This window comes from Sulfolobus tengchongensis, from assembly GCF_036967215.1.
In the GTDB taxonomy this organism is placed as follows: Archaea; Thermoproteota; Thermoprotei_A; order Sulfolobales; family Sulfolobaceae; genus Saccharolobus; species Saccharolobus tengchongensis_A.
Window position 1 is genome coordinate 1,799,892 of the sequence record NZ_CP146016.1, and the last position, 26,049, is coordinate 1,825,940.

Genomic DNA, 26,049 nt, shown 5'->3' on the forward strand with positions numbered 1-26,049 from the left:
GTAATAACTTCAATGAACTCCATGGATTAGGGCTTGCTGATTTGATATAAAATTTATAGGTAACAGTTTCTTGAATAAACTATAACACCAAATGTATTACCACTACTTTTTGACCAATATGAATCAATCTCAAGATATTTTCCTTGAGTTTACACTATTCCAAATTCAAAAGTTTGCTCTCTTACGACATTAGTCTTTAATTCATCAAATATGTAAACTTCTCCTCCTTTTTTAATGCTCCTATATTAGGAATAGGTTCTAAAGGTTCATAATCCACTTGAACCAATCCTGCTGGATCCATAGCCTCATAAGGATCAAGTTGAGTATGATGTATAAAAATTGCCTTAAAGGGATAATGAACGAACAATTCGGGAATAACTAGAACTTAGCTCCTAGTCTCATTAGTTTTTTATCATTACTAATTAATTCGCCAACCTTAGTAGAAAGATAATAATGAATAGAATCTTCAAAATCAAGTTTATTTTTCTCTGATATTTCAATAACCTTAGGAAGATCTTCAGCCTCTAGATGAATAAACTTAACCCTCAAATTATACAAAAAGTTTACGAGTTCTTTAAAGATCTCATCTTCTCTCTTTCCAGTTAATTTACTTAGAATAATTACAAGTTGAAAGATTGTAAGCTCACTTATATAAATTTCATCAGTTTCCATTAACCACCTTTTAGCTCGTTCAAAAAATTGAGGATGTGAAGTTAAGAAATATACAAAAACATTTACGTCAAAATATCTCTTATCCATTTTTTACTCCTCTCATCAACAGCCTCTTTATATACTTTTTCAAGATCAATATTATTCCAATTAATTTTAAACTTACCAGCAAATTCTTCAAGTATTTTTTCCTTATCAACCTTCTTTATGATAATCTTATCATCTTCGACAATTAACTTGACTTTTGAAGATAAATTCAGCTTATCTCTTACCTCCTTAGGAATTAATATTCTCCCTTTCTCATCAACTCTCACTTCATATTCCATAAGTGAACTTTATTTCCCACAGTTAAATACTTTACGTTAAATCATATCCTGTACTTTCAGCATTTTTATATAACACATTTTTACATCTATATAACAATATTATGAAAAGATTCAACATTTTTTCCTATAAGCTCAATTGGCTCAACTACCATTGCAAAAATCCTTAAAAATGTTTTGAATAACAGATAATTATTTATGAACTATGCTAAATTTTGGATAAGATTTAAAGAGTGGGCTTTAACCACAGACGAAGATAGTAATTTACCCTATAGGTTAAGAAATATTGTCAAAGTAATTAAACAAAATCCCGATATAACGTTAGTTAAGCTTGCAGGCTACTTAGATACAGATGCAATATACTTGGCTAAATATTTACGTGCCAATTATAAAAGTATTGCCGAAAACAACACCTAATCTATAAGCCTTACTCTTTTTAGTTATGGAATGAAATAAATACATATGAAGAAAAAAGATATAAAGGAAATAGAACCGTGGGGAGTTAACATACCTTTTATATTTCTAGCAGTTATATACTGGGCTTTAGGTGCTTTATCGATAATTCTCAATTTACCTTACCATCCGTACTTTATGCTAATTGGAGCCTATGCTCTATACTTCGGCATGATACAGAGACTTTTCTTCCCAGCTAAGAATTACTTGCCCTTACATATAGCGTCATTAATCTTCCTAGCAATTCCAATACATTATTCTCAGATAATCGCTTCGGTATGTTTGTCGGTAACTGAAATATGGGCTTTAAGAGATATGAAAAAATACGGTAGTAAATTTCCGGTTAATGCGTTAGTATTATCATCACCTTTCGCATCGATAATTGCGTGGATATTTTACCCTAACTTTTGGACCTTAATTGTACCTTTACTTCTTTACATTTTAGGAGTAAACGTTGGTGTTTTTTCAGCCAATCTGAGAACGAGACCTATATTCGGAGTTTATCAAATCCCAATCTTCCTTATAGTGCTACTATCATATTTCTTTCCCTTAATATTTCCCTTTATTGGGATAATTTATTTCCTAGTAATATATAGAAAAATAATGACAGTTAGAAATTTAAGTGCGTTTTCAACTCTCTTATCAATAATAATTGTCCCTCTACTTTCACTTTACTTTAAGGATTACATTCACGCTTTTACTTTAGGAATAATGTCCCCGCTATTCTTCTCATGTATTATTTACTCTACTAGTAGGTATAACTACAATAGAGTTGTAGCTCTAACTACCCTTTCTGCACTTTCATATATCTTACGTACTATAAATCTGGAAATGTCTGGAATCTTATGGATTATCGCTGTTCTCTATTTCCTCTATCTATTAAAGGACAACTTCTATTTAACTTCAATAAAATTGGGACTTTCAATGAAATTCATAAGAATTCAGAAAGAAAGTCGTGGGTCTCCTTAGCAACGTTAGCCCATGAAGAGTGTAGTTCTAAAAACTTCCTTACGTTATCTTCACTATGTTCACTTTCATACTCCTCATCTTTCATTTTTAGAATGGAGTTAGCCGTGTGCGCCATACTCTTTACATCGTATTCTTTCACTATTTTTACTGGTTTTAAATTAGAGAAGACAAACCTCATTGCGGGAATATCATAAGCGACTATTGAAGTACCTAAAGCTAACGTATCCAGTGCAACTAATGAAAAACCGTCTTGATGAGAAGGATAAATTAGTACTTTTGCTCTACCTACTGTATCGTAAACCTCCTCTATTGGCCTATATCCTCTATATTCGATTTTAGGATTTGAGGTTAAAAGACGCTTATCTCTTTCATTAAAAAATTTACCAAATACAATTATCTTCTCATCTAAGAGCCCTGCAATCTTTGGTAGTTCTCTAATACCTTTTTGTGGTACTAGTCTAGCGTAGAATACGGCGTAATTTTCTTTACCTTTAGTTCTTCTATATTTATATATAATCTCTTTATTAAATGCATTACCAACTTCATATACTCTTAACCTTAAACCTTTAGCTATCTCATCAATTCGCGAGAGATAAAATGGAGCCTTAGAAACGCCTGCAATTCCTTTCAATATACCATCGTTTATTGAGCGTATAAACGCCATTTTGTCAAATTTATAGAATACCCACATTAACGTATCGTAAGCTAAACCTTTAACACCTAGGAATTTCCTATAGCCTCTTCCAAAGGAATTCCTGAAAGGCTCATCATGTAGAAGCTTCACTAGGGGTCTTTCAATTTTTCTAGCTATATGATAAGATAATCTGAGTGTTATGGAATCTTCATGCATATCGTAAATAACGTCTGGTTTTATCTCTTTTAATCCATCAATATACTTTATATCCTCTCCTAAATCGTTCCATCGTAGATAAACAGTATGAGATTTAATAAAATACGATAAAGTACTTGTCTTCTCTCCTTCCTTAACCTCGTAGACTGAGTGATAAACATTAACGTGAGCTTTCTCCAAATCCTTTAATATTTCGTCATTATTTCTCACTAGAAATGAGGGAACGTAAAGCGTTACCTCATCTCCCATCTTTACTAATTCCTTTAACACGTTAATTATATGTACTGATACTCCAGATGGATTAAACACGTTGCCAATCGCTAATATCTTCATACTCTCCCCACTTTAATGAAAATTGCCTATTACCTACTAGGTATTTAATTAGTTCATGAGATATTAAAGGCATTCCGTTAACTATAGGATATGCGAAAGGTAGGACTATTTCCTCCTTTATACCTTTAAGTTCGGTAATTATTTTCAACCCAAATATGACTGGAATATCTTGAATTCTTTTACCTTTCATTACTTGAATCGCTACATATAACGCTCCATCTATGGTGAATTGCATCTTGCCAATATTTCTTTTTTTAGCCTCAGGAAATCTATCTGATAAAAGCGTTTTAGTTCTGCCTTTGGGCGGATGATCTCCTAAAATTCCTCCGATCACTATCACGTCTGTGTAATTAAAGTCCTCTGGAACAAGTTGCTCCTCTGCTTTTGGATCTAATATTATACTTTTTTTAACATCAACAATCTCATGAAATCTCTTCTCGCTTGAGGGTAATCCATCGATATTAACTCCAGTTATTAATAAATCAACACCCTCTCTTTTAGCTATTTCATAACAATGTTTGTACTCAGTTATTATCCACTTACTTAAATTGTCTAAATGTTCTATTATGAATTTCATCTTCTAAACCCTCATTTTTCTTCCACAAAAAAATTAATTTTACCACTGTTATAGAGCGTTGGTGTCAACAAGATATATAGTTAATCCTTCACATGAAATTGAATGTGGACGCATTACTGTTGTCACTATTACTGGGACTTTCACACGGAATTGAACCAGATCATGTAGCAACTGCTAGGCTCTTAAAGAGTAAACGGAAGATCGTTGAATTTGCGTTATCTCATTCTGCAGGATTTCTCATAATTGCGATACCTATAGTGATATTTATAGGTAGCAACAGAATTTTTGAATTTATAGCAGATATTATTGGTATAATATTCTCAATCCTACTACTCATTGAAGTGATTCTAGACAAAGAATTTGATATAGGTGCAAATAAGGCTGGTTTACTACAAGGAGCGTTTGTAATAACTCCAACTAAAGTTTTAGTTATAGTCTTAGCTTCAACGGATTACAATTTGATATACTCTGCGGAGATAATTTTAGCTTTCATATTAGCATCAATATTTTCAATATCAGCCTTAGCCATACTTAATCTCATACCTAAGAGAATATATAAGTTCGTTGACGGAATTATTGCCATAGTTACTATAACTTACTTGATTTCACTTCTCGTTATTAACTAATTCTTTTCTTATTTCATATATAACAGTAGCTAATTCTAATTGTAATTTTCTCAAATTTCTCATTTGTTGAAGAATTTTTCTTCCTTTATCCGTCAGCTTATATTCCCCATTTACATCTTGAATAAGCCCTTCACTCTCTAGCATTGATAAATATTTCTTTGCGAGAGAAGCACCAAGATTGACATTCTTCATAATACTTGATATTCTATTGATATTATTATCTATCGCTTCTAATATGTCCCCTATTATCTCGTCTCTACTTCTTCTCATTGCATCTATCATATACGTTTCATCATTTATATTTTTTATCGTAGTAATACACTTTGCTTTTATTGCTTGTTTTTCTCACTTAATTTCTGCAACGTAGTCTTGATTTCTTCGGCCTCTTTCTCTCCTCTATACTTACTTACTAATGATATAAAGGTATTAATCTCGTCCTCACTCATGGATTCTTGTATTAATGGAGTAAGCTTAGATAAAAATTCTTTATTTAAACCTTCCAGCACATCTAAATACTCTGGCAACGTTAAGGCTGGAAATTCGTCCATTAATGATAATATTGAAAATGAAATAGAGGAAAATAGATCCTTTAAAACGCCTTTAAACGCAACAGCTTGTTGTTGTTTTTCCATTTTACTTATCTCTTCGACTTTTTTCTTTAACTCATTAAGATTTTTAATTAGCTTATATTTATGAAATTCTAAATTAATAATTGAGTTCCTCACATTTTTTGTAGCTATGTATCTTACCTCGTCTCCATCTCTCAAAACGTTAATGTAACCTTTCAAATAAAGATCCTCAATAGTTTTCTGTATAGATTCTTTAGATAAAACGTAATTTAGCGTTGACATTTGCGAATAAGTTACTCCACTAGGACCCGCTTGAGCTATTGCCAGTAATACTAATCTCTCTCTCTTACTTAGAAAGTCCATTAACAACACTTTATAGTTAAAGATTAAAAAGCTAATAAGACAATATGGAATGTGATAAGGGTTAGTGCTCCAGGTAAGATACTTTGGATAGGGAGTTACAGTGTAGTCTTTGGCGGGATTTCCCACGTGATAGCGGTTAACAAGAGAGTAAATTGTTCTATTAAGGAAATAAATGATAAGAGAAGTCTAATATTTCATACTAGTTATGGTGATTTTAAAAATACTGGAAATGCGTTGATTAATTCCGTTCTTGATACTTTTAGGGAGAGATTGGAATTACCTCAAGGCTATGAAATTGAATTATATAATGATAAGGAATTCATTATAGATGGTAAAAAAACGGGCTTAGGCAGTTCTTCTGCTTCTACAGTTGCGTTAACTGCTTGCTTATATTATGTTCTCAAAGGTAAGTTAGACTTGTTCGAGATTCATAAATTAGCTCAAATAGCTAATTATAAAAGACAGAGAGGAATAGGTAGTGGGTTTGACATCGCGTCAGCGGTGTTTGGTAGTATAGTTTACAAAAGATTTACTGATATCGAGAAAATGGACTTCTATCATGAGAAATTGAATCTGGGTAACTATGATATGATACTGGGATTCACGGGAAGAAGTTCTGAGACTGTAGGTTTGGTTAGAAAATTCGTAGAAAAAAGTTATCTAGAAGATTTTAAAGAGATGATGAGGTTAATTGATGACGAAAATAACATGGCTATTAAGCTCATAAAGCTGAGCAAAATGGATGAGGCTGTTGAACATGTCAGATTAGGCAGGAAGTATCTGAACTACTTAGCTGAACGTATCATTGGAGTCAAATTAGTTAGTAAGGATGAAGAAGAGCTCATAAAGATAGCAGAAAATGAAGGAGCATTAATAGCGTTATCGCCTGGAGCTGGTGGAGGAGACTCTATTTTCGCGTTAGGAGAGAATTTAGATAAGGTCAGAGAAGCGTGGAGAAAAAAAGGGATTTACATAATAGACGTAAAAGAAGACGATGGTTTGAAATTACTATTCTCTACTTAATACTCTTGGACCTTCCCCAACTTTTGATACAATTATCCTTCTGATATTTAACGATTCTAAAAATTTTACAATATCATTAACGTATCTCTCAGTAGTTAAAATATGGGGGTTAGGCCCAGCATCAAACGTATATCCAGCGTTACCGTAATCTTGTATCCATTCCATTATCCTTATTGAAACCTCGCTAAGATAGAAATACGATGGCCAACTATCCAATATTATTGCGTGCATGCTATTGCTATGTCTCATTGTATAGTAGAAGAGCTTCTTCTCATCCTTACTTCTAATTGCATCTATCACTTCATTTAATGTTTTCTCTATGAATCTAAGTCTGCATTCCATTAATGTCGAAGTCTCTGCAGACCTTATCATACCTCTTCTTGAAGAAACTTTCTTTTCCTTTTCGCTCACTATGGCTATGATATCAACCAATTCTCTCCAGTGATTACTTGGAAATATTTGATAGCAATACGAATCGCTACCGTCATCCTTTTCGCCCTTATTCCACATTACAAACCCACCAAACATACTTCTGCAAGCACTTCCTGATCCTAATCTTGCTATTTTAGAGAGTTCCTCTGATGAGAGATTCAACTCTAATAGTTCATTTAGGCCAAACGTCAATGCTGCTATACCTGCTGCGGAAGACGCTAATCCTGCGTTAACTGGAAATTTTGCTTTCGATTCAACCTTAACATGAAAGTCCTTTCCTATAAGTTTTCTAAAGGTATCTATGACCCTTCCTCCATATTCTCTGACCTCTTCATCTGATAGAACCTTATCGTTCACAATTATAATGTCCTTATCATTTGGACTTATCTTAGTGATTACCGATAATTGATCATCAAGAGTTATGGATAATGAACTATTAAGGGGCAGATTTAGATTCTCGTCTCCTCTCTTTCCCCAATACTTTATTATGGCTATGTTAGATGGTGCGGAAACTGTTACCGAATTTAACACGATTTTAAACTATACTATTACTTATTAACTTTAACTAGATCGTATAAATCCCTTTTAGAACCTTTTCCTTCACCCTTAAATATACCTCTCTCGTCTACGATAACGTCTCCGACTATAATTTTATTATCTTGAACCTTACATCCCTTTTCAATTAACTTTTCTATAAGTTCTAAATCTCTTATACCATAATATTTAAGTAGCAATAAAGCGTGCATGTTATTGACTTTTCTTATTCTACCTATATTGAATGGCTTCAAATTTATCTTATCTAAAATTAGACTTAAATAGTAAGTAGCTTCCAGAGTGTGATCGTCTTCAAAGATAAAACCAGTTTCTGTCTTTATCTTGACCTTATCCTTAAATACGTGAACTTCTGAATAAGGAAGTTGTGTAATTTCTAATCTATCTAAAATATCTCTTCTGGATGGTAAATTATGAAACTCAATTTTAAACCTACTTGTATATAAATCCTCCGAATACTTTAGTATATTCTCTAATTCGTCTATACTTAAATTAGCTAGATTCAATATTGCATTTCCCTTCATAACTCTAATATTTATTTTATTTCGTATAAATTCAACTTTATAATTGTAAGCTTTGACGTCGTATTTTTTAAGTACTTGAACTAAGGCACTAAGGTCATTTTGGTTTTCTTTATCAGTTAATATAATATACTTATCAATGAATTCCTTTTTCACAAGTAATGATAGGTATTTGAAAATATAAAGTGGATTGTTTGTAATACATTAAAATTAGTTTTATATGCAATATAAGGATGCATAGAAAGTACATATTTATTTACTTGTCTTTCATATAAAATATAAGCAGTTAATAACATTGCAGAGACGTGATAAGTGAAGGAACATGATAGATGACAAAATAATATTTATGGAGGTAATTCTGACGTCGTCTTTTCTGTTAATTATCGCTACCATATTGCATTTTTACGTTCAATCTAAGTTGCCCAATCTTTTTAAAGATCTAGAAAAAGTTCTTTTTATAGCTAAGCTTGAAGCACTACTTTCACTAATTCAACTTTTATCTTCTGATAAAGTTTCCACACTTATCGAAGGTACGGTGATATCTAAGCCTCTTAATATAAAAGTAGAGGATATAGCAAATTACATTTCAACTAATTGGGATGGGTTGAAAGATCTTATAGATATGCTGAATAACAAAATTAGGAATGTAGATAGAATAATTTTCTTATCTCAAGAATTAAAGAATGCGACTATACAATCAAGTAATGAAAATAAATTATCTGTAATTCTTCTCTTTCTTTCTGCATTATTTTTATTACTGAACTTTATTAATATAGCGTTCATATTTTCGGGGTTGGCATTGGGGACACTAATAATATCAATAGTAACTAGCTTGAACAATATAAAGCATGCTAAAGAATTAGCATTAGTTTCGTTTAAATATTTAGAAAAGCCGTAAACATTTTTATATAACGTTTTAATACTTGATTTAGCTCTATTCTAAATGTGGTATATAGACAGTGTATAAAGTGGAAAAAGGGACTAGTAAATTCACAATGTGAAATTGAAGTTCAGATAAGTGATGATAATGAAGTTTACATCATAAAAAACGGTATCGTGAAGAGAGTGAAAAGAGAAAACGATATCATACCATATATAAATGCAATAACTCCATCTTTTAGGGCTTTAGTATTAAGTAAACTAGATTCAATGATGTCCGAAAATCTATACAAATTGGTTTATAAGGCACAACCATTTAAAGAAATTAGAAAAGTATCGGAAAAGACTTATTCCATCTGGACTGGTTCTTATCCAAGCTTCGTAACATTTCTCAATTTGCCTTCAGATGTTATAAAATATTTACCTCCATCTAGGGTGATTGAAATAGATCCTCAATATTATGTACATATAGAGCCATTATATAGATCGATAGAGAAGCATTCAGAATGGGCTAATGATACAGCATACTTTTACGGTCAACAAATATGCATAGCGCTTAGAGGTTGTACTTCTTTTGGAGATGAGGCTTATAGTGTGAAAAGCATAGATCAAACATTGAGTATAATAAAACTGTGGCTATTCTATATCGTATTGGGTTCAGGTAATATAGTAATTGATGGTAATGTTAAAACACTTGACAAGTTCTTAATGATAAGATATGACAAAGGATTTGAATTCTTAGAGAGCAAAGAAGAGGCGGGAAAATTAGAGATTGAGGTTGACAGTAAAAAGATTAGAATAGCGTTAAACGATGAAGAGATGCTCAGCTTAGACTACACCTCGTCTCAATACATTAAGTTTGTTTATCCATTAAGTTGGAAAAGCAGATACGCAATAAATGACTTCGTCTCCTCCTTGAAAATGTGGAAAGGTAGTTAGATTATAGCGATTACTCCTCCCATTATTATTAATACTAAGGTAATCCAATAGACTACCATTCTACCTTTTCCATATGCATAATCCATCATAATATTCCTATCTCTAACCAGTATCCCAACTAATATTGCGGGAATCGCAAGAACAAATGGCGATATGGACATCAAAGTAAGAGCAAAATTAACTACATTATCGTAATTATTGGTAAACAATAGAACAATTATCAATGCTGGAATTGACTCTGCAAGGTAAAGTGATAGGAAGCTTCTGAAATCCTTCTTGCCCAAGGATTCTAAAGTTCCCCATACACTTCCCAATGATTCCACTATTAACGCTAGGAAAGCTGAGCTTATGAGACCTATTCCGAAAATATAAGGGGAATATGGACCAGAAATTAAGGATAACGCATAGGACATCTCTTTATAATTCAGTGGATCAACAGAAGGAGATAACCCAGTTGTTGCCATTTCTATGGCTACCATTAAGAGCTCTGAAACTAAAGCTCCAATCAAGGTCTCTGCAGAGGACCATTTCACTTTATTCTCCAGTGACGAGTAAGAGTCTTGATATTTATAAGAAGTTGCTGAAGCTTGATAGAATATCATAAAGGGCATTATTACTGCTCCAATGTTGGCCGCAACGAGAAATGTGAAAGACTTTGATGTGGAAATGTAGAAGATGCTTTGGTTAGTTACTATTCCCCTCAAAATAGCTTGCACTATGAACGCAAAAATCATTACCAGTGATACCGATATAAGAAATTTTTCAATTTTTTCATATCTTTTTGTAGATATTACGGTTACGTGGAGTATAAAGAAAATTGGAAGGCTAATATATGGTGGTATTCCCAACACTAATCCACCTACTGCAATCCCAACATATTCAACAACATAAGTAAATAGATCTACGACAAACATTGAAAGTGAAGCTAATAACGCAGTTTTACCGGAAAATTTTTCTCTGATTATCTCCCCTAGTCCTTTGCCGTTATTTACTGCACCTAATCTTCCGGCCGCCTCTTGAATAACGTAAAGTGGAATTATTAAAAGTAATAGTAACCATATTAACTTGTATCCGTATTCTTGCCCATTAGCCACACCAGTTAAAACGCTTGCGGCATCAACGTCAGCCATCATTACTATCCATGCAGGGCCGAATAATTTTACAATCTCTTTTATACTCACATGGTATTATCGATTTTTTCATTATATATACTTTACGCCTAATCGTAAATGCATATATTTTATTTATTGCGTTTTTACGATAGTATTATGCAAATTTAGTCGTTCACGTAAATATTGCATTTTAGGATCATCATCTTACTAATTAGATGCGCATGGTTAAACAATCAATATGTTAAGGATAAGCTCATACTAACTTCCTCACCGCTGAAGAGTAAATCCCCATCATCGATTCCGAATTACAAATAGAACATCACTTGAATGTAAGCCAATAACAATTATCAAGCTTGTCTTGAAGGTAACTTCACTCTATTTGCGTTTTTGATTACTGAATTTTCTAATGGAATTTCGAGAACCTTTATGATAGGATACGAACTAAACATGCCTTTAGTTGATCCTAAAAAGATATAGGTATTTCTTTAATTTCTTGATGAGTGTATATACTATGATGATAAAAAAGATAGGCGTAGTTGGAGCAGGAACTATGGGTCATGGTATAGCTGAAGTTTCGGCTATTGCTGGATTCAGAGTAAGTATAGTAGACATTTCGTGGGATTTTTTAAATCGAGCAAAGGATAAGATAATCGATTCTTTAAATAAACTATATGAAAAGAAGCAAATAAGTGAGAAACCGGAAGAAATTATGAACAGAATTGAATTCTCAGTATCCTATGAAACAATGAAGGATGCTGATTTTGTTATAGAAGCTGTACCAGAAATAATAGAGCTTAAGAAAAAGGTATTCGAGGAGTTAGATAATATAACTCCTAGTCACGCAATATTAGCATCTAATACTTCGTCTATTCCTATTTCAACGATAGCTGAAGCTACAAAGAGAAAGGACAAGGTAATTGGAATGCATTTCTTCAATCCTCCACCAATCATGAAACTGGTGGAGATAGTTCCGAGTAAATATACATCAGATGAAACCATTAGTATGACACTAGACCTAGCGAAAAAGATGAACAAAATCCCAGTAAGGCTAAAAGTCGAAGTGCCAGGTTTTGTGAGTAATAGAATATTCTTAAGGCTTATGCAAGAGGCTTGCAGAGAAGTGGAGAGCAAAGAGGCTACCATAGAGGAAGTGGACAGTTGCGCAAGATATAAACTGAAGTTGCCTATGGGTATTTTCGAGTTATCTGATTATGTTGGTTTAGACGTTGCTGTGGACTTATGGAAAGTAATAATTAGTAGTGGTACTGCAGAAGATGTGAAATGTACCTTGTATCAAAAGAAAGTTGAAATGAAAGAGTTGGGAGTTAAGAGTGGAAAGGGGTTCTACACTTATCCCTCTCCAGGAAAATATAAGAAAGTAGAATTACCAACTGATAGTAAAGTTGATCCAGCTAGGCTTATATCATTAGCAGTAAATGAGGGAGCTTGGTTAATACAGAACGGAATAGTAAATGCCAAGGATATAGATACAGTAATGATTTATGGGTTTAACTTTCCTAAAGGATTGATGGAAATGGCAGATGAATTGGGTATTAAGAATATTTATGAGCATTTAGTAGACATATACTCTAAGGGATATAAGGCATATAAACCAAATAATTTAATAGAGGAACTAGTAAAAAATAATGGTAAGTTTTATAAATCATAATCAGACCAATACTTTTTCATTACCTCGTCATCTAAGTCTACTCCCAATCCCGGATCGTCAGTTAGCTTAATCACACCATCTTCTATAATTTTTCTCTTAGGTTTGACTATCTCATTCCAGAACGGCACATCATGACCATGAAATTCAACAAAACCGAAAGTATTTGCAATGGAACCAACATGAGCATGAGCCATTGTACCTATAGGAGATGCAATATTGTGGGGAGAAAACTCTATGTCATACATTGATGCCAATTCAGCAATTTTTCTTCCCTCAGTTATTCCTCCGGTTTTAGCTATATCTGGAGCCCAAACTCTAACTCCAGTATTTAATAAATCCTTAAACTGATATACAGTGTAGAGATTTTCTCCAGTCTCTATCGGTACTGAACACTGTGAGGTCAATAGTTTTAGCTCATCGTAATTTGAAACTGCCATAATTGCTGGTGTAGGATCTTCTAACCATCTTAACCTATATGGCTCTAGGGATTTGCAAATCCTAATGGCTGTATTTAAATTATATCTCCAGTGTAAATCAAACATGATGTCAACCTCATCACCTACTGCTTCCCTAACAGCCTTGACGATATCAGCCATGTAATTAATATCTTTAAGTGATAAGTCACCACTCCTAATCCTCCTTAAATCTATATAAGGAGTAGGAACATCTAAATCAAATTTCATAGCTCTATAACCTTCATTCTTCATTTTCATAGCTCTTTTAGCGTATGATTCTGGAGAGTAATCTTCATTCCACTTCTCCATTGATAGCCTACCGTGTATAGGATTATTAACCGTAATTAGCCTATTTCTTTCCATTTCCGCATCCTTAATCCAAGGTAAGTTGACTGGCAGATGCAAAGCGTTCATAGCTTCTAATCCTTTTCCACCATGGGCATCAACATAAACCGGTATTTCTGTTCTGTCTCCACCTAGTAATTTATAAATTGGAAGATTCAGATATTTTCCTATCAAGTCATATAGTGCTATGTTAATGGCTGAAATTAGATGGTAAACTGTGGTTCCAGAATACAATGTAGCATATCTGAGTTTCTCCATTATTCTATTTATTTTGAACGCATCTTCACCAATAAGCAACTGTCTGAATTCGCTTTCCATACCTTTTAATCCTGGTGCAGGACCACCTTCGCCAGTACCATACAAATCCTTAGAGTATATTCTAACGAAAACCCATTCAAAATTTGCTTGTGCAACGAAAACTTTGAAATCCGTAATTTTTAACTCCATAAATGAATATAGGAGATCGAAAATAAAATAGTCATATCTTAACCTTTTAACCTAAATACGGATTAGGTGGTTGTTGTTCTTGAGGCTGTTGCTTAGCAGGAGCAGCTGCAATCATATCATCAATTTTCAAAATTGCCGTGGCAGCCTCTGTGGCGCTCTTTAATACTTGCTCCTTGACCTTTAATGAGTCAATAACTTTAAGGTCTAACATGTTATCAAATACCCTAGCATTTATAATATCTATACCAGCGTTCTTTAACCCATTAGCGTGTTTATGCTTTATCTCTGTTAGAGTGCTTATGGGGTCCATTCCAGCAGTCTCAGATAATATTGAAACATATTCCTCTAGAGCGTCCGCAAATGCGTTAAAAGCTAATTGCTCTTTCCCCGTAATCTTCCCAGCGTTTTCTCTTAATCTCTTAGCTAACTCTTCCTCTACTGCTCCACCACCTGCTACAACATATGGTTCCAATAATACGTTTCTAACGGAATTAAAGGCGTCATTTAAGCTCCTCTCTGCTTCATCAGTTACCATATTATTAGAACCCTTTATTATCACAGTTACTGCTTTAGCTTTATCCGACTGGATGAACAAGTACTTATTCTTGCCCATGTTTCTGACCTCAACTAATTTAGCCTCTCCTAGATCTCCCTCATTTACGTCTTTCATACTGCTCTCAATTTTGGCTCCCGTTGCTCTACTTAGTAGCTCTATATCACTCCTCTTCACGTTCTTTAGCGCAATTATTCCACTTTTTGCTAATAAATATGAAGCTATCTCATCAATGTCCTTTTGACTAACAAATAGTTTAACACCTAGTGCCTTTATTTTATCCACCATTTGTTTGACATATGCTGTTTGCTCGTCTAGATACCCCTTTATTTGTGTGGGGTCAGTTATTCCCAATTTCATGCTAATTTCAGTCTTTTCTAGCTTTAACGGAAAGTCGGCTAGCATTACCTTTATGTTCTCTAATCTTTTCGGCATGTTGTCATTAGTGGGCTCTTTATCGAGCACGATACCATTAACTAACTCACTGTCATCGAATTCTCCTCCATTAACTTTCACTATTTTTATATTCTTGATATCTAAATCATAATTTCCATTTCTCTTATCTAATACAGCCAATGATGCATCTATTACTAACGATATTATCTTTTCTAGTGTTTTCTCAGTAGAGAAGAACTTACTTGAAAGTGTGGTATATACCAAGTCGTGAATTATTTTCTTATCTTCTGGGCTAATTTTGTCAGAGATATCCTTCAATAATTCTAAGGATTTGTTCAACGCTTTTCTATACCCTTCAATTATTATCGTTGGGTGAATCTTTTGATTTAGTAAGTCCTCTGCTTTTTCAAGTAATAATCCGGCTAGCACTACTACGGATGTAGTTCCGTCTCCTACTTCAGTGTCAACAGTCTTTGCGGTTTCTATGAGCAATTTAGCAGTTGGATGCTGTACTTCCATGTTTTTAACTATTGTTGCGCCGTCATTAGTTATTGTTATATCCTGCCCTTCTACTAGCATTTTATCTAAGCCCTTAGGACCAAGACTTGATTTTAACATTTCTAGCAATATTTTAGCTACTGCTATATTGTTTAGTATTACCTCATTTCCAGTAGATCTTTGAGTTCCTTCTCTTAGTAAATACGCCATATTTTCTTTCACTCCAACTCTACTACATTCAGAACAGTATAAAGTTTTTGTTTATCCAAAAGGCAATTTTTATTAAGGAAAGCTATATTTTATTACACCGTGGAGGAAGCCCTCATAGCACTATTTGATATATCCCTTTTTATATTGGTAGCTGAGACCATTAGGTCATTACTTAGCAAATATAATCTGCCTGGACTTGTAGGTGAAATATTAACTGGAATTGCAATAGGTCCTTATGCTCTAGGCTATGTGATTAATGAATTAGTTGGATTTCCCTTAATAAGCATAGATGTTTACGTTCAATTTCTTGCTGAATTTTCTGTAATATTACTTATATTTGCTTCGGGTTTAGAGCATGGTCTTGCACCGATAAAGTCTGCAGGCATATTGGGATTTTTAGGCGCAACTTTTGGAGCTTTATTACCTTTCCTTGTTTCGTTCTATATTTACTCTCCAAAATTCGGCGATGATTCCGCATTAATGTTAGGTGCCTCAATGGGAGCCACAAGTTTGGCAGCGGTAGTGGCAATAATAGAGGAAGAGCAACTTAAGGGAAAGGATATCAATTTTCTTGTTTCCGCGTCAGCAGTTGACGATGTAGTAGATTTAATACTGTTGTCAATAGTACTTGTCCTTCTACAAGGCAATTCAGTGAGCTTTGAATCACTAGGCTTGAAAGTAATCAGTTTAATTGTAATTTGGGCTGTGATTTTGATAATATCGGTTATTGTTATACCTAAAGTAGCTAACCGATTAAGTGACAAATATATAGAAGAATTTCCATTTGTGGTTCTTTTTGGTCTAACCCTAATTATGGTCTCATTGGGGTATTCTCCAATAATTTCTGCATTTATTGCGGGAGTCTCCTTGGCTAATAGTTCAAAGAGTCCTAAAATAATACAGATTAGCAACACATTATTAAGTATCTTTGGATCGTTATTTTTCGTTACAGTAGGTGCTCAAGTTAATGTATTAGAGTTAAATATTAATACGCTGATATTATCTTTAGAACTTACTGGAATTGCATCATTACTAAAATGGATAGGTGTGTTTCCATTCGCTTTAATTTATCTCAGAGACATAAGGTCTGCGAATGCTATAGCTATAGGAATGATACCTAGGGGTGAGACGGGATTAGTTATAGCGTCTTTAGGTATGTCGATAGGTGTACTAAACCAAATTGAATTCCAAGGTATAGTATTTATGTCATTACTCACAACGTTAATGGGTAGTATATTGTTTAAAGTTTTGGCAAAAAGGACTAACCATCCATAATTTATTTTCAGTTAAAATTGATCTTGGTCTCATTGAATTTCATATGCGTCATTTATGAATTAATTATATATAATAATACTTTCGAAATTTAAAAAGGAACGACATTCTTTAAAGGGAAGTAATAAGGTTTCTAAATGGGATTAAAACAAAATGTGGGGTTTTCTCAAAGGGTGAGTGGGATTATCCTACTAATGGGATTGGAAAGGATAAGCGGAAAAATCCGCGTCTTCGGTGAGGTCCACGAGTCGAGAGTTGGATGCAAAGCAATTATTCTTAACTACGTCCACTCCATTTCTTCTGTCTCCACAGCGTCATTACCGCAAATATATCCGCCATGAACATCAGCGGAAACGCTAATAAACCTAAAGCAAATCCTCTTACTTTTCTGGTATATACCAAGATGGTTAATATCATTATAGCACTGGCTATTGTTGAAACCTCGCCCACTAGTGTGTGAAAGACGTAAAAGTAATGGAATACTATAATATCGACACTCAATTTATTACTTTTAAATAACATGATTCCGATAGGATCTATACTATGAAGAATGTAATGATGGAAGTGATGCGCCATACTATTGACTGGTGAAGATTGAATGTCAAACGTACTATCGATTTTAGATATTATCATATATTGAAAGAATCTTATTGGATTCGTAGTTATGGCTTTAACGAAAAATCTCCAGTGCATCATTATGTGCCTCATTGTTATTTCAGTATATAGACCATAGTTAGCTAGTGTAATTAATGGTAAAGTATACCAATACAAGACCGTAAACATATAGAAGACACCTTTTCTGAATAAGGTACCATCGCTTATTTCCTTTATTAAGAAGAAGTTATTGGATCTATACCATCTCACCATTTGCTTTAATAAGCCCGAAATACTATCTGGAGCTTTAGTTTTAACTACCACATCTTTAGTTACTGTTGCCTTGTAACCCCTTGAGTAGATGTAATTAGTTATTTGCCTATCATCTCCTAAGATAGTGGAAAATCTCCAAAGCTTGACACTATTAAATTCCTCAGACTCAATTAAAGGTCTAATGACATCAGTTTTAACCAATATGCACTGTCCATTTAAGGATACTATACTTTTGAATTTACCTAATGCTCTATAGCTTATTTCCCTCAGTCTCTGCATCATTTCTGAAACGTGATAAGCTATTTTACTCTTACCCGGTAATACAGATATTTCAGGGCTTACCGCAACCACATCGTCAGATAGTTTAGAAGCCAATTTTTCAACAGAATTCTCAGGAAGTATTGTATCACTATCAAGCAACAAAACATAAGGTGTCTTAACGTATTTGAACCCTTCTCTTATTGCATTTCTTTTTCCACCATTCTTAGGTAATTTAATGAATAACCCTCCAGCTGATTCAACTATTTTCCTATAAGGATCATCACAACCATCACCAACTACAACAAATTTCAAATCTTCTCTCTTTACGGAATTTATGACTTCTTTAAAGACGCTCACGTCTTCATTATAAACCGGGATTAAAACGGTAATGTCACTTCTTTTTATATCAGATTGAGAACTCTTAGGTTTATACGTAAAGGCTAAAGGTAATGTGAACAAGATATACATAATAGTTGAAATCGATATAATAGTTGAAAGCAATAAATAAAGAGCGATATCAAGCATCATATTAATTCGGTTATTAACTATTTAGGCCTCGATATAAAAGATTTCTTATTATGACTACCATTTTTAGACTATGTAGAATTTTATAATAGCGTAGATTTTTCCAATTTTACCACTGAATTATTCTCGAGCTAAATTAGCTCAGTATGACAAATATATATCACATATAATTAGTGATATGGATTACGTGGAATAGTATAATATACTCGCTAGATTAGTACAATAAAAAATTTGAGATTTAATTTGAATTATTACCAAATTATCCTTATTTTAATTTCTCCGTGTTCTTTTTCCTTAAGTACCTTAAGTACTTCTCTCTCATTCTCAATGCTTATAGTTCTCGTAATTAAGTTCTTAGCAGTTTTTGGATATAGAGTTTTCCAAGAAGCCAAATGAATTACTGCTTGCTGAAAGTGTGGTTTTTGACCATTTACCAATCCTATCAAAACCTTATTCGCATGTACTATTTCTTGTAACGCTTTGAAATCCATTGATGCGGAACCAGATACTGAGAAGCCGAAAAGTCCTAAGATACCATTTCTAGCTAACAACGGAAGAACGTTAGTAAGTAACCCAGCATCTGCACCAGTAGCATCTATGATCACGTCAAATTTACCAGCACTATCCTTCAATTTCTCATATCCATTTGCAGAATTAAAATAATTAGTGTGAGTCTCCTCTAATACTGTTTGCTCTACTTCAGTGGGTTCTCTTCTATTAGCCATCCATACTTCTAATCCATAAGTTCTGAAGAGTAACGTGAATAATATGCCAATGGGCCCAGTTCCTACAATTAACGCCTTTCTACAATTAAGTGTTCCATCTTCACAAGTCCAGACTGGTATCCTCTTCTGAACCTCAAATATCTCCTCTATCGATTTTTCAATATCTGCTAATGGTTGTGCTAAAATACCTATATCCTCTAACGCTTTTGGGATTCTGACCAAGTATTTCGGATCATCGTACCACTCTTCTCTCATGAATCCATCCATATTATGTATCCCAGCTTCACCAAAACCTCCTGTTTCACAGAAATCTGGCCTTCCAACTAGACAGTTTCTACAAACGCCACATCCTCTCCTATTTACTGGCATTACTAATTCACCTTGAGAGAAGCCACAACAAGGTTCTTCAACTACACCTATGGCTTCATGACCTAGAACCAGAAAGTTCTTTCCTTTTGGTAACGTTGACAACGTAAGTTTACCATTTACTATCTCTCTGTCTGTACCACAAATACCGTTGTATAGGGTTCTTATTTTCACTTTTCCATAGTTATCTACTTCCTTTTCATTGACGTCAGTTATTTGAACTCCTGCATTAGGTGGCTTCACTATTATGGCTTTCATTATAGGGTATGTTGATGTAAGAAAAATATAAGCCTTATGCTCTATACAACTTAAAAAATTTTAAGTTTTGACATGATTTCTAGACATTATAAAATAACATGTTTTTTAAGTTCAGTTATAAACCATTAATTAATATAAAAACAGAGGTAATAGATAATTCTTAGGAATACTCAGCTAAAGTTTACTTTGCGAGTTATTTGTATTGAAAACTATGTACCTTAGCACGTTATCGTTACTATGGCGTTCAGCTATTGAGGAGAATGTAAAAAAGTAACGTAAGTTTTAAAAACATCACACAAATTATAGCATTTGATACTTCTATAAAATCTCTTCCAATTTCTTCTTTATATCCTCTTTATTTTCTTTCGCTTTATCTATTAACTTTCTTATTAGAGTAGAGAGATAACTATCATTAAACAGAAGAGTTAGGGAATCTTGTATTACGTTCTCATCAATATATATCATTTTCACTGTCATACCCCCATCAACAGTGAAATTAACACCGCTTATCCACGAGGCATCTTCAGAGACTAAGAAGGATACTAAAGACGCTATATCTTCTGGTTTACCTACTCTTTTAGTTAAATGTTGACCATGATCTAAACCAGATAGATAGGACTCTTTAGGAGGAACTTGCCATTTACTAGTATCAATCCATCCTGGGCTTATTGATATTACCCTAATATTATATTTACTTAAACTAACTGCTAGTGAGTGAGTGAGAGCGATTACACCTCCCTTAGATGCAGAATATGGCTCAGTATTGGGTTCAGACTGGAATGCCCTAGTAGAAGCTATATTAATTATAACACCCCCACTATTTTTCATGTACTTAACAACATATTTAGAGCAAAGCCAGACGCCAGTTAGATTAGTATCAATAATTCTCTTCCATTCTTCTAATGTTTGCTCTTCGATACTTTTACCACTAAATCCTATTCCAGCGTTATTTATAAGAACGTCAATTCTGCCATATTTCTCATAAACTCTCTCAACTAGATTAGATACGTCATTTTCTGAAGATACGTCAGTCCTTATAAAAATACTATCTATACCCTCATTTCTGAACTGATTTTCCCTATACTTACCCGCATTCTCATCTATATCTGCAATGGCTATAGAATAACCTTGCTTTCCTAATTTATAACCTATAGCAGCTCCTATCCCTTTAGCCCCACCAGTAATAATACTTACCTTCTTCATCTAAACTCTCACACTTAATGTAATGATATCCCTATTCTTATACCTTAATTTTATCTTATTCCCCTCAACTTCAATCTCCTTGGGAATTTCATTTAATTCTAATAAATCTAAACTTTTTGCTTGTTTAACCTCAAATGGTAACTCTATAACAGCCTCTCCTCTAACGTTCTCGTAATCGTAAAACCGTAATATTACAGTGTTATTATCATCTTCACTTAATTTGACTGTTTCCAATATCAAGTTAGTAACCTTTATGAAGCTCTTACTTTTCAATTCACTGGAACCCTTAACTATCCTTAATGGAACATTCAACTCGTAAGCTCTCTTAATCACTTCACTCTTCCTCCAATCGCCCACATGAGGGAAAAGGGAATAGGTAAAGGTTATTTCCTCTAAATCAGTTGTAGGGTCTGGATATATGGGAGTTTTAGTCAAACTTAAACCAATTGAACTTCCACGTAATGTAGCACCATATTTTCCGTTATTAAGTATCGCAACTCCATATTCACTTTCGGATAAGTCTACGAATTTTTGAATCGGAACCTCAAATCTAGCCTTATCCCAACTGGTGTTATTCCAGGTAAATCGTTCCACAATTCCAAAAGGCACATCAGATACTGCCCTCTCAACGTTCAAGTCTAAATTAAACCAAGCTTTAATTAGCAATTCTCTATCCCTCATTTTTAACGTAGTTATGAAATCTATTCTCCTTGAATCAGCGTAAACTCTCATTACTTGAATAATCTCTGATCTTCTGAATTTATAGTAAAATCTAATAGCTACCGTATTCTGATTATTGTCTATAATTTCAGATGAGGAAGAGGAAAGTTCGAAACTAGTTTCGTCTATACCCTTTTCTATATCCCAAGCATCAGCCCAACCGGGAATATTCTCATAGGCAACTATTAAGTTACCTTTACCCCTTAAGACTTCCCTGTTTGCCTCCTTATCGAATAATGAAACTATATTCCCACTCTTGTTTACTCTTATCTTGAAGTACTTATTCTCAATAAGATACTCATCACCATTCTCTGTGACCATCACTTTATCACTAACTTCTATGGGCTCCAATAGTGAAAAACCTACTGAAGGGACCTTAACCTTAACGAATTTACCGTTAACATTTACATATTCTTCTCTGTCCCAAGATAACGAGTTAAACACGAACGTTTTTTCGCCATTACTGCCCAATATCTTCTGCATCGCATTATAGGCTATATCATTTGCCTTAGCTATAACTTCTTCTAACTCTTCATATGCCACCTTATACACATCTTTTATTGCGGAACCAGGTAAAACGTCGTGAAACTGATTCTTTAGTACGACTTTCCATAAACTCTTAAATAATTCTCTATCATAAGAATTAGCTAATGTAGACCATAGTTCAGCCTCTCTCAATGATAACTCAGCCATTCTATTAAGTAATTTCATCTTAGAATGTGATGTCAAAACTCCCCTATGCGTTTCTAAATACAATTCACCCCTCCACTCTTCTATAGGAGTTATCTTTCGCAATACGTCACTTACTCCAGTTAATTTAACTCTTGGTAAGATGGGAAGCATGTTAACCGCTTCAGCTCTGATTAGCATTTCCTCATTTGGCCCTCCTCCACCGTCACCATAACCAAAAGAATATAATATTGGTTGGTCTTTCTGTACCCAATTGTTATATTGTTCTAAAACACTGGACGCTGAGAAATCCGAATTATATCCCCCCTTACCATTTCCAAAAGCTACTGCAGGCAAATAGTCACTGTTTGGAGCTATCCATTTAAATACGTTATAAGGAAACTTATTAGTATCGTTCCAAAAGACCTTGTGAGTAGCAAATGCCTTAACTCCGCCTAATTTAGCTATCTGAGGTAAAGAAGCTGTAAATCCGAAAGTATCTGGTAACCATAAAATCTCTGCCATTTTTCCAAAATTTTCCAAGTAAAATCTCTGAGAGTATAAAAACTGTCTGGCTAATGATTCTCCGGACACCATGTTGGTATCAGATTCTACAAATAACGCACCTAATTCCCATTTCCCTTCTCTAACCTTTTCTTTAATTCTCTCAAATAATTCCGGTGAATCACTTTTAATCCATTCGTAATATATGGATGCACTTTGAATGAAATGAAAATCGTATTTATCGAGAAGGGTTAACACAGTAGCGAAGGTCCTTAAAACTTTCCTTCTAGTCTCATCAAATGGCCATAACCACGCAGTGTCTATATGAGCGTGTCCCGTACCTATCAGCTCACCTCTCTTACCATATTTTTCAACGAGTCTCGTTAACTCCTCTTTTAATACATTTAATGCTTTCTCGTATTTGCCTCTATTTTGATCCTCAGCGAATATATTTACAGAAGAATCGTCTATTTCTTGAACCATTCTACTTACGTCTATGGTACTTCTCACTAGCTTAGATAAGATGAAGAGCTGATCTTTAGAAATAGTTTCAAAATAAGCTTCACGTAATGCCTTGGCTAAAGCGTTAATCAAATCGTTTTTGACATCTTCATCCTTTATATTCCTTATTAGATCTATAATTTGAGAACCATAAATGTATAATTTGAAAGCGTTGAAGTCTATTTCAGTATAAAATGGAACTCCTGGTACTGCATCAACTCTGTCCCCAAAATCCATGTAATTAGAGAGCTCAACGCTAATATTGTGTCGACCGAAGGGTATGGGTATTAAAGTGTGAAATCGATCTAACTCAAAATACGGTTTCCCATCAACTCTAATTAGCCCACTTCCCTTATGGTCCACAATTAACAAGTAAGAGTTTCCATTACCCTCAATTTCAAGAAAGGCCCTATTTTGATTATCGAAATTCCATCTTAACTGTTTTAGATTTCTGAAAGAATTACCTAAGACGAATATTATTCTGGCTTCAAGCTCATTGATACCTCTCATTATGTGTGTATTGTTACTACAAATATATAAGTAATTATGAAAAAGTAAGTAAGAAGAAATTATGAAAAAGTTTATCATAGGCGTAAACTACTGGCCTAGAATTTCAAATATAAAGATGTGGAGTAGATTTAATCTCAACGAAATCGCTGAAGATTTTAAGGTAATGAGCGAGATAGGCATAAATACTATAAGAGCGTTCTTACTTGATCAAGATTGCTCTGATTTCCAAGGAAATTTAAGCCAAGATTGTAAAGGTAAAATTACTGAGTTTTTAGATGAGGCTGAAAGGCATTCGATAAAGGTTTTGCTAACACTAATTGTAGGGCATATGAGTGGGAAGAATTGGAAGATTCCTTGGGATGAGGAAAATGTGATTTATAATAAAATTGAGCTAACAAAGAGATTTGTAGGAGACGTTGTAAATAGCTTTAAACATCATAAGGCTATACTGGGATGGATACTTACTAATGAAATATCACTAGTTAGAGTACCTCAAAATGACGAGGACTTTTATAAGTGGCTTAGGGAACTATATAATTACATTAAAAGAATTGACAATCAACATTTGGTCTCAGTTGGAGATAATGTATCGCCATTCTCTCATACGTTCCTTAGACCAGAAAACGTTAAAGGAATTGTTGATTATGCATCTCCGCACATATATCTGTATGACCAAGATCCGGTTAGACACTCTTTTCAATACTTAATGGTACTGGAGTACGATAGGAGTGCTGGACTCCCCACAATTTTAGAGGAATTCGGATTTCCTACAGCAGTGTACTCTGAGGAATCTCATGCTAAATTTATAGGGTTAATATTGAGAGGTGCACTAGTTTACGGTAGCGAAGGTGCATTAGTTTGGTGCTATTCAGACTTCCCCAAAGAGGAAGATGAGCCATATCTATGGGAGCCTCATGAATTGACTTTTGGCATTGTAAGACAAGATGGTAGCAAGAAAATTGCTTCAGAAATAATTAATGATTTTAGTAAAAAAATAAGGGAAATCGATATTTCCTCTTATAAGGTTAGTAATAGAGACTCTGCAATATTAGTTCCAACGTGGTTCTACAGAGAGTTTCAATTCGTACCAGAGCAGAGTAGAAGGTGGGATTTCGCTAGAGTGTTAAATCAGGCATTTACGTTAGCCAGATTATCTAATATTCAAGTCACATTTGCCAGAGAAGAAGATAGTTTATCCAATTATAAGCTGATATTAGTACCATCCACCACCAGATTACTTACTACTACTTGGAGAAAGTTATTAGATGTAATTGAAAATTATGGAGTTACATTGTACTTTTCAACATATACCCTAACGCATATGTCTGCAACTCATTTATGGGAGGAACTCTTTGGAGTTATACCGAATAATTACGCTGGGAGCAAGGGAGTTAAAGTACCAGATAGCATTACGTTTAATGGATCTCGAATTGAAATTGGACAGAACAACCTGTACACTTATTCATTTAGAGAGAAAGACGCTAAGGTTATAGGTGAAGATAGTAGAGGTAATGGAGTTATTTTCTTAGCTAAAAGAGGTAAAGGTAACGTAATCCTATCAACGATACCCTTTGAATTAATTTCAGCAAGTTCTGATACTATGAATACCTCTTATCTATCATTTTACCAGTATTTGACTAGTCTATCCAACGCTAATCAGAAATTTATCTCATCAGAATTTGGTGTTGAAGTGCAATATCTAGAAGGTGAAAAAGACTACTTAATCGGTATCATTAACCATACTTTACAAGATAAGGAAGTGAGATTAAACGCTAAAGTGAAGGATTACATAGATGAGTGCGGAGGAGAAGTAGGAATAAGAGTAAAATCTAAATCTGCTTGCTTACTAAGGGTAGCCAAATAGTCTGTACTAAGGAGAATGTATGACTCTAACCCTAATCTTTT

The 26,049-nt window shown here is 34.0% G+C and carries 25 protein-coding genes; 9 read left to right on the forward strand and 16 right to left on the reverse strand.

Annotated elements, in window-relative coordinates; all coding sequences use genetic code 11:
• Positions 1-196: 196 nt before the first annotated feature.
• From V6M85_RS08600 to V6M85_RS08610, 3 genes are read right to left on the reverse strand one after another with little or no spacing between them, the layout of a single operon-like run.
• Complete coding sequence (locus V6M85_RS08600) at positions 197-367, reverse strand: hypothetical protein (protein WP_338598801.1); 171 nt, start codon at positions 365-367, stop codon at positions 197-199.
• Between the two features lie 11 nt (positions 368-378).
• Complete coding sequence (locus tag V6M85_RS08605) at positions 379-759, reverse strand: type II toxin-antitoxin system VapC family toxin (RefSeq protein WP_338598803.1); 381 nt, start codon at positions 757-759, stop codon at positions 379-381.
• Entirely contained in the window at positions 735-995 is a 261-nt protein-coding gene (locus V6M85_RS08610) for an AbrB/MazE/SpoVT family DNA-binding domain-containing protein (protein ID WP_338598806.1), read from the reverse strand. Before V6M85_RS08610 ends, V6M85_RS08605 begins: the two co-directional genes overlap by 25 nt.
• Before the next feature lie 195 nt (positions 996-1,190).
• Between V6M85_RS08610 and V6M85_RS08615 the strand changes: the two genes are divergently transcribed.
• Together V6M85_RS08615 and V6M85_RS08620 are read left to right on the forward strand one after the other, a co-directional pair.
• Positions 1,191-1,409: a hypothetical protein gene (locus tag V6M85_RS08615; RefSeq protein ID WP_338598809.1), complete on the forward strand. Its 219-nt coding sequence runs from the start codon at positions 1,191-1,193 to the stop codon at positions 1,407-1,409.
• 45 nt (positions 1,410-1,454) lie between these two features.
• A complete protein-coding gene (locus V6M85_RS08620) occupies positions 1,455-2,414 on the forward strand; it encodes a hypothetical protein (RefSeq protein WP_338598812.1) in 960 nt (319 codons plus the stop codon).
• Here V6M85_RS08620 and V6M85_RS08625 read toward each other — a convergent pair.
• The gene (locus V6M85_RS08625; RefSeq protein ID WP_338598815.1) at positions 2,377-3,597 is read right to left on the reverse strand and encodes a glycosyltransferase; all 1,221 of its coding nucleotides are present in this window, start codon (positions 3,595-3,597) and stop codon (positions 2,377-2,379) included. The two genes, V6M85_RS08620 and V6M85_RS08625, sit on opposite strands and share 38 nt — an antisense overlap.
• Positions 3,566-4,174 carry a hypothetical protein gene (locus V6M85_RS08630; protein WP_338598818.1) on the reverse strand — a complete coding sequence of 203 codons (609 nt, stop codon included), beginning with the start codon at positions 4,172-4,174 and terminating at the stop codon, positions 3,566-3,568. Before V6M85_RS08630 ends, V6M85_RS08625 begins: the two co-directional genes overlap by 32 nt.
• 92 nt (positions 4,175-4,266) lie before the next feature.
• Here V6M85_RS08630 and V6M85_RS08635 point away from each other — a divergent pair, with 92 nt between their 5' ends.
• Entirely contained in the window at positions 4,267-4,800 is a 534-nt protein-coding gene (locus tag V6M85_RS08635; RefSeq protein WP_338598820.1) for a hypothetical protein, read from the forward strand.
• On the opposite strand, the gene V6M85_RS08640 is transcribed toward V6M85_RS08635, so the two are convergent.
• Both V6M85_RS08640 and V6M85_RS08645 read right to left on the reverse strand, forming a co-directional pair.
• Positions 4,780-5,070 carry a winged helix-turn-helix domain-containing protein gene (locus V6M85_RS08640; protein WP_338598823.1) on the reverse strand — a complete coding sequence of 97 codons (291 nt, stop codon included), beginning with the start codon at positions 5,068-5,070 and terminating at the stop codon, positions 4,780-4,782. The two genes, V6M85_RS08635 and V6M85_RS08640, sit on opposite strands and share 21 nt — an antisense overlap.
• A 59-nt stretch (positions 5,071-5,129) precedes the next feature.
• Positions 5,130-5,732 carry a hypothetical protein gene (locus V6M85_RS08645; protein ID WP_338598826.1) on the reverse strand — a complete coding sequence of 201 codons (603 nt, stop codon included), beginning with the start codon at positions 5,730-5,732 and terminating at the stop codon, positions 5,130-5,132.
• A 51-nt stretch (positions 5,733-5,783) separates the two neighbouring features.
• Between V6M85_RS08645 and V6M85_RS08650 the strand changes: the two genes are divergently transcribed.
• Entirely contained in the window at positions 5,784-6,755 is a 972-nt protein-coding gene (locus tag V6M85_RS08650; RefSeq protein ID WP_338598829.1) for a phosphomevalonate kinase, read from the forward strand.
• On the opposite strand, the gene mvaD is transcribed toward V6M85_RS08650, so the two are convergent.
• Positions 6,741-7,718, reverse strand: coding sequence for a diphosphomevalonate decarboxylase (gene mvaD / locus V6M85_RS08655; protein WP_338598832.1), 978 nt, complete (start codon positions 7,716-7,718; stop codon positions 6,741-6,743). The two genes, V6M85_RS08650 and mvaD, sit on opposite strands and share 15 nt — an antisense overlap.
• 17 nt (positions 7,719-7,735) lie before the next feature.
• Entirely contained in the window at positions 7,736-8,416 is a 681-nt protein-coding gene (locus V6M85_RS08660) for a hypothetical protein (protein ID WP_338598834.1), read from the reverse strand.
• 166 nt (positions 8,417-8,582) lie between these two features.
• Here V6M85_RS08660 and V6M85_RS08665 point away from each other — a divergent pair, with 166 nt between their 5' ends.
• Both V6M85_RS08665 and V6M85_RS08670 read left to right on the forward strand, forming a co-directional pair.
• Complete coding sequence (locus V6M85_RS08665; RefSeq protein WP_338598836.1) at positions 8,583-9,158, forward strand: hypothetical protein; 576 nt, start codon at positions 8,583-8,585, stop codon at positions 9,156-9,158.
• 47 nt (positions 9,159-9,205) lie between these two features.
• Entirely contained in the window at positions 9,206-10,078 is an 873-nt protein-coding gene (locus tag V6M85_RS08670; RefSeq protein WP_338598840.1) for a hypothetical protein, read from the forward strand.
• On the opposite strand, the gene V6M85_RS08675 is transcribed toward V6M85_RS08670, so the two are convergent.
• The gene (locus V6M85_RS08675) at positions 10,075-11,259 is read right to left on the reverse strand and encodes an NRAMP family divalent metal transporter (RefSeq protein WP_338598843.1); all 1,185 of its coding nucleotides are present in this window, start codon (positions 11,257-11,259) and stop codon (positions 10,075-10,077) included. The genes V6M85_RS08670 and V6M85_RS08675 overlap by 4 nt on opposite strands.
• A gap of 442 nt (positions 11,260-11,701) precedes the next feature.
• Here V6M85_RS08675 and V6M85_RS08680 point away from each other — a divergent pair, with 442 nt between their 5' ends.
• Positions 11,702-12,859 carry a 3-hydroxyacyl-CoA dehydrogenase gene (locus V6M85_RS08680; protein ID WP_338598845.1) on the forward strand — a complete coding sequence of 386 codons (1,158 nt, stop codon included), beginning with the start codon at positions 11,702-11,704 and terminating at the stop codon, positions 12,857-12,859.
• On the opposite strand, the gene V6M85_RS08685 is transcribed toward V6M85_RS08680, so the two are convergent.
• Both V6M85_RS08685 and thsA read right to left on the reverse strand, forming a co-directional pair.
• On the reverse strand, positions 12,847-14,106 hold the full coding sequence (locus V6M85_RS08685; RefSeq protein WP_338598847.1) for a mandelate racemase/muconate lactonizing enzyme family protein: 1,260 nt from the start codon (positions 14,104-14,106) through the stop codon (positions 12,847-12,849). The two genes, V6M85_RS08680 and V6M85_RS08685, sit on opposite strands and share 13 nt — an antisense overlap.
• A 46-nt stretch (positions 14,107-14,152) precedes the next feature.
• Entirely contained in the window at positions 14,153-15,763 is a 1,611-nt protein-coding gene (gene thsA, locus V6M85_RS08690) for a thermosome subunit alpha (RefSeq protein ID WP_338604697.1), read from the reverse strand.
• A gap of 99 nt (positions 15,764-15,862) precedes the next feature.
• Between thsA and V6M85_RS08695 the strand changes: the two genes are divergently transcribed.
• Positions 15,863-17,038 carry a cation:proton antiporter gene (locus tag V6M85_RS08695; RefSeq protein ID WP_338598849.1) on the forward strand — a complete coding sequence of 392 codons (1,176 nt, stop codon included), beginning with the start codon at positions 15,863-15,865 and terminating at the stop codon, positions 17,036-17,038.
• A 273-nt stretch (positions 17,039-17,311) separates the two neighbouring features.
• Here the strand turns inward: V6M85_RS08695 and V6M85_RS08700 are convergent, their stop codons facing one another.
• The 4 genes from V6M85_RS08700 to V6M85_RS08715 all read right to left on the reverse strand — a co-directional run bounded on the left by V6M85_RS08700 (position 17,312) and on the right by V6M85_RS08715 (position 24,219).
• A complete protein-coding gene (locus V6M85_RS08700) occupies positions 17,312-18,691 on the reverse strand; it encodes a glycosyltransferase (protein WP_338598852.1) in 1,380 nt (459 codons plus the stop codon).
• A gap of 248 nt (positions 18,692-18,939) precedes the next feature.
• The gene (locus V6M85_RS08705; RefSeq protein WP_338598855.1) at positions 18,940-20,037 is read right to left on the reverse strand and encodes a glucose 1-dehydrogenase; all 1,098 of its coding nucleotides are present in this window, start codon (positions 20,035-20,037) and stop codon (positions 18,940-18,942) included.
• A gap of 318 nt (positions 20,038-20,355) precedes the next feature.
• Positions 20,356-21,240: an SDR family oxidoreductase gene (locus V6M85_RS08710; protein ID WP_338598857.1), complete on the reverse strand. Its 885-nt coding sequence runs from the start codon at positions 21,238-21,240 to the stop codon at positions 20,356-20,358.
• A complete protein-coding gene (locus V6M85_RS08715) occupies positions 21,241-24,219 on the reverse strand; it encodes an alpha-mannosidase (protein ID WP_338604699.1) in 2,979 nt (992 codons plus the stop codon).
• Here V6M85_RS08715 and V6M85_RS08720 point away from each other — a divergent pair.
• Positions 24,206-26,008: a DUF4434 domain-containing protein gene (locus V6M85_RS08720; RefSeq protein WP_338598860.1), complete on the forward strand. Its 1,803-nt coding sequence runs from the start codon at positions 24,206-24,208 to the stop codon at positions 26,006-26,008. The two genes, V6M85_RS08715 and V6M85_RS08720, sit on opposite strands and share 14 nt — an antisense overlap.
• The last annotated feature ends 41 nt before the right edge of the window (positions 26,009-26,049 follow it).

What these genes read in the sequence shown, in the direction of transcription:
- V6M85_RS08605 (WP_338598803.1), bottom strand. Translation starts at nt 759, where the DNA reads ATGGATAAGAGATATTTTGACGTAAATGTTTTTGTATATTTCTTAACT.
- V6M85_RS08610 (WP_338598806.1), bottom strand. Translation starts at nt 995, where the DNA reads ATGGAATATGAAGTGAGAGTTGATGAGAAAGGGAGAATATTAATTCCT.
- V6M85_RS08615 (WP_338598809.1), top strand. Translation starts at nt 1,191, where the DNA reads ATGAACTATGCTAAATTTTGGATAAGATTTAAAGAGTGGGCTTTAACC.
- V6M85_RS08620 (WP_338598812.1), top strand. Translation starts at nt 1,455, where the DNA reads ATGAAGAAAAAAGATATAAAGGAAATAGAACCGTGGGGAGTTAACATA.
- V6M85_RS08625 (WP_338598815.1), bottom strand. Translation starts at nt 3,597, where the DNA reads ATGAAGATATTAGCGATTGGCAACGTGTTTAATCCATCTGGAGTATCA.
- V6M85_RS08630 (WP_338598818.1), bottom strand. Translation starts at nt 4,174, where the DNA reads ATGAAATTCATAATAGAACATTTAGACAATTTAAGTAAGTGGATAATA.
- V6M85_RS08635 (WP_338598820.1), top strand. Translation starts at nt 4,267, where the DNA reads ATGAAATTGAATGTGGACGCATTACTGTTGTCACTATTACTGGGACTT.
- V6M85_RS08640 (WP_338598823.1), bottom strand. Translation starts at nt 5,070, where the DNA reads ATGAGAAGAAGTAGAGACGAGATAATAGGGGACATATTAGAAGCGATA.
- V6M85_RS08645 (WP_338598826.1), bottom strand. Translation starts at nt 5,732, where the DNA reads ATGGACTTTCTAAGTAAGAGAGAGAGATTAGTATTACTGGCAATAGCT.
- V6M85_RS08665 (WP_338598836.1), top strand. Translation starts at nt 8,583, where the DNA reads ATGATAGATGACAAAATAATATTTATGGAGGTAATTCTGACGTCGTCT.
- V6M85_RS08680 (WP_338598845.1), top strand. Translation starts at nt 11,702, where the DNA reads ATGATGATAAAAAAGATAGGCGTAGTTGGAGCAGGAACTATGGGTCAT.
- V6M85_RS08685 (WP_338598847.1), bottom strand. Translation starts at nt 14,106, where the DNA reads ATGGAGTTAAAAATTACGGATTTCAAAGTTTTCGTTGCACAAGCAAAT.
- thsA (WP_338604697.1), bottom strand. Translation starts at nt 15,763, where the DNA reads ATGGCGTATTTACTAAGAGAAGGAACTCAAAGATCTACTGGAAATGAG.
- V6M85_RS08700 (WP_338598852.1), bottom strand. Translation starts at nt 18,691, where the DNA reads ATGATGCTTGATATCGCTCTTTATTTATTGCTTTCAACTATTATATCG.
- V6M85_RS08705 (WP_338598855.1), bottom strand. Translation starts at nt 20,037, where the DNA reads ATGAAAGCCATAATAGTGAAGCCACCTAATGCAGGAGTTCAAATAACT.
- V6M85_RS08710 (WP_338598857.1), bottom strand. Translation starts at nt 21,240, where the DNA reads ATGAAGAAGGTAAGTATTATTACTGGTGGGGCTAAAGGGATAGGAGCT.
- V6M85_RS08720 (WP_338598860.1), top strand. Translation starts at nt 24,206, where the DNA reads ATGAAAAAGTTTATCATAGGCGTAAACTACTGGCCTAGAATTTCAAAT.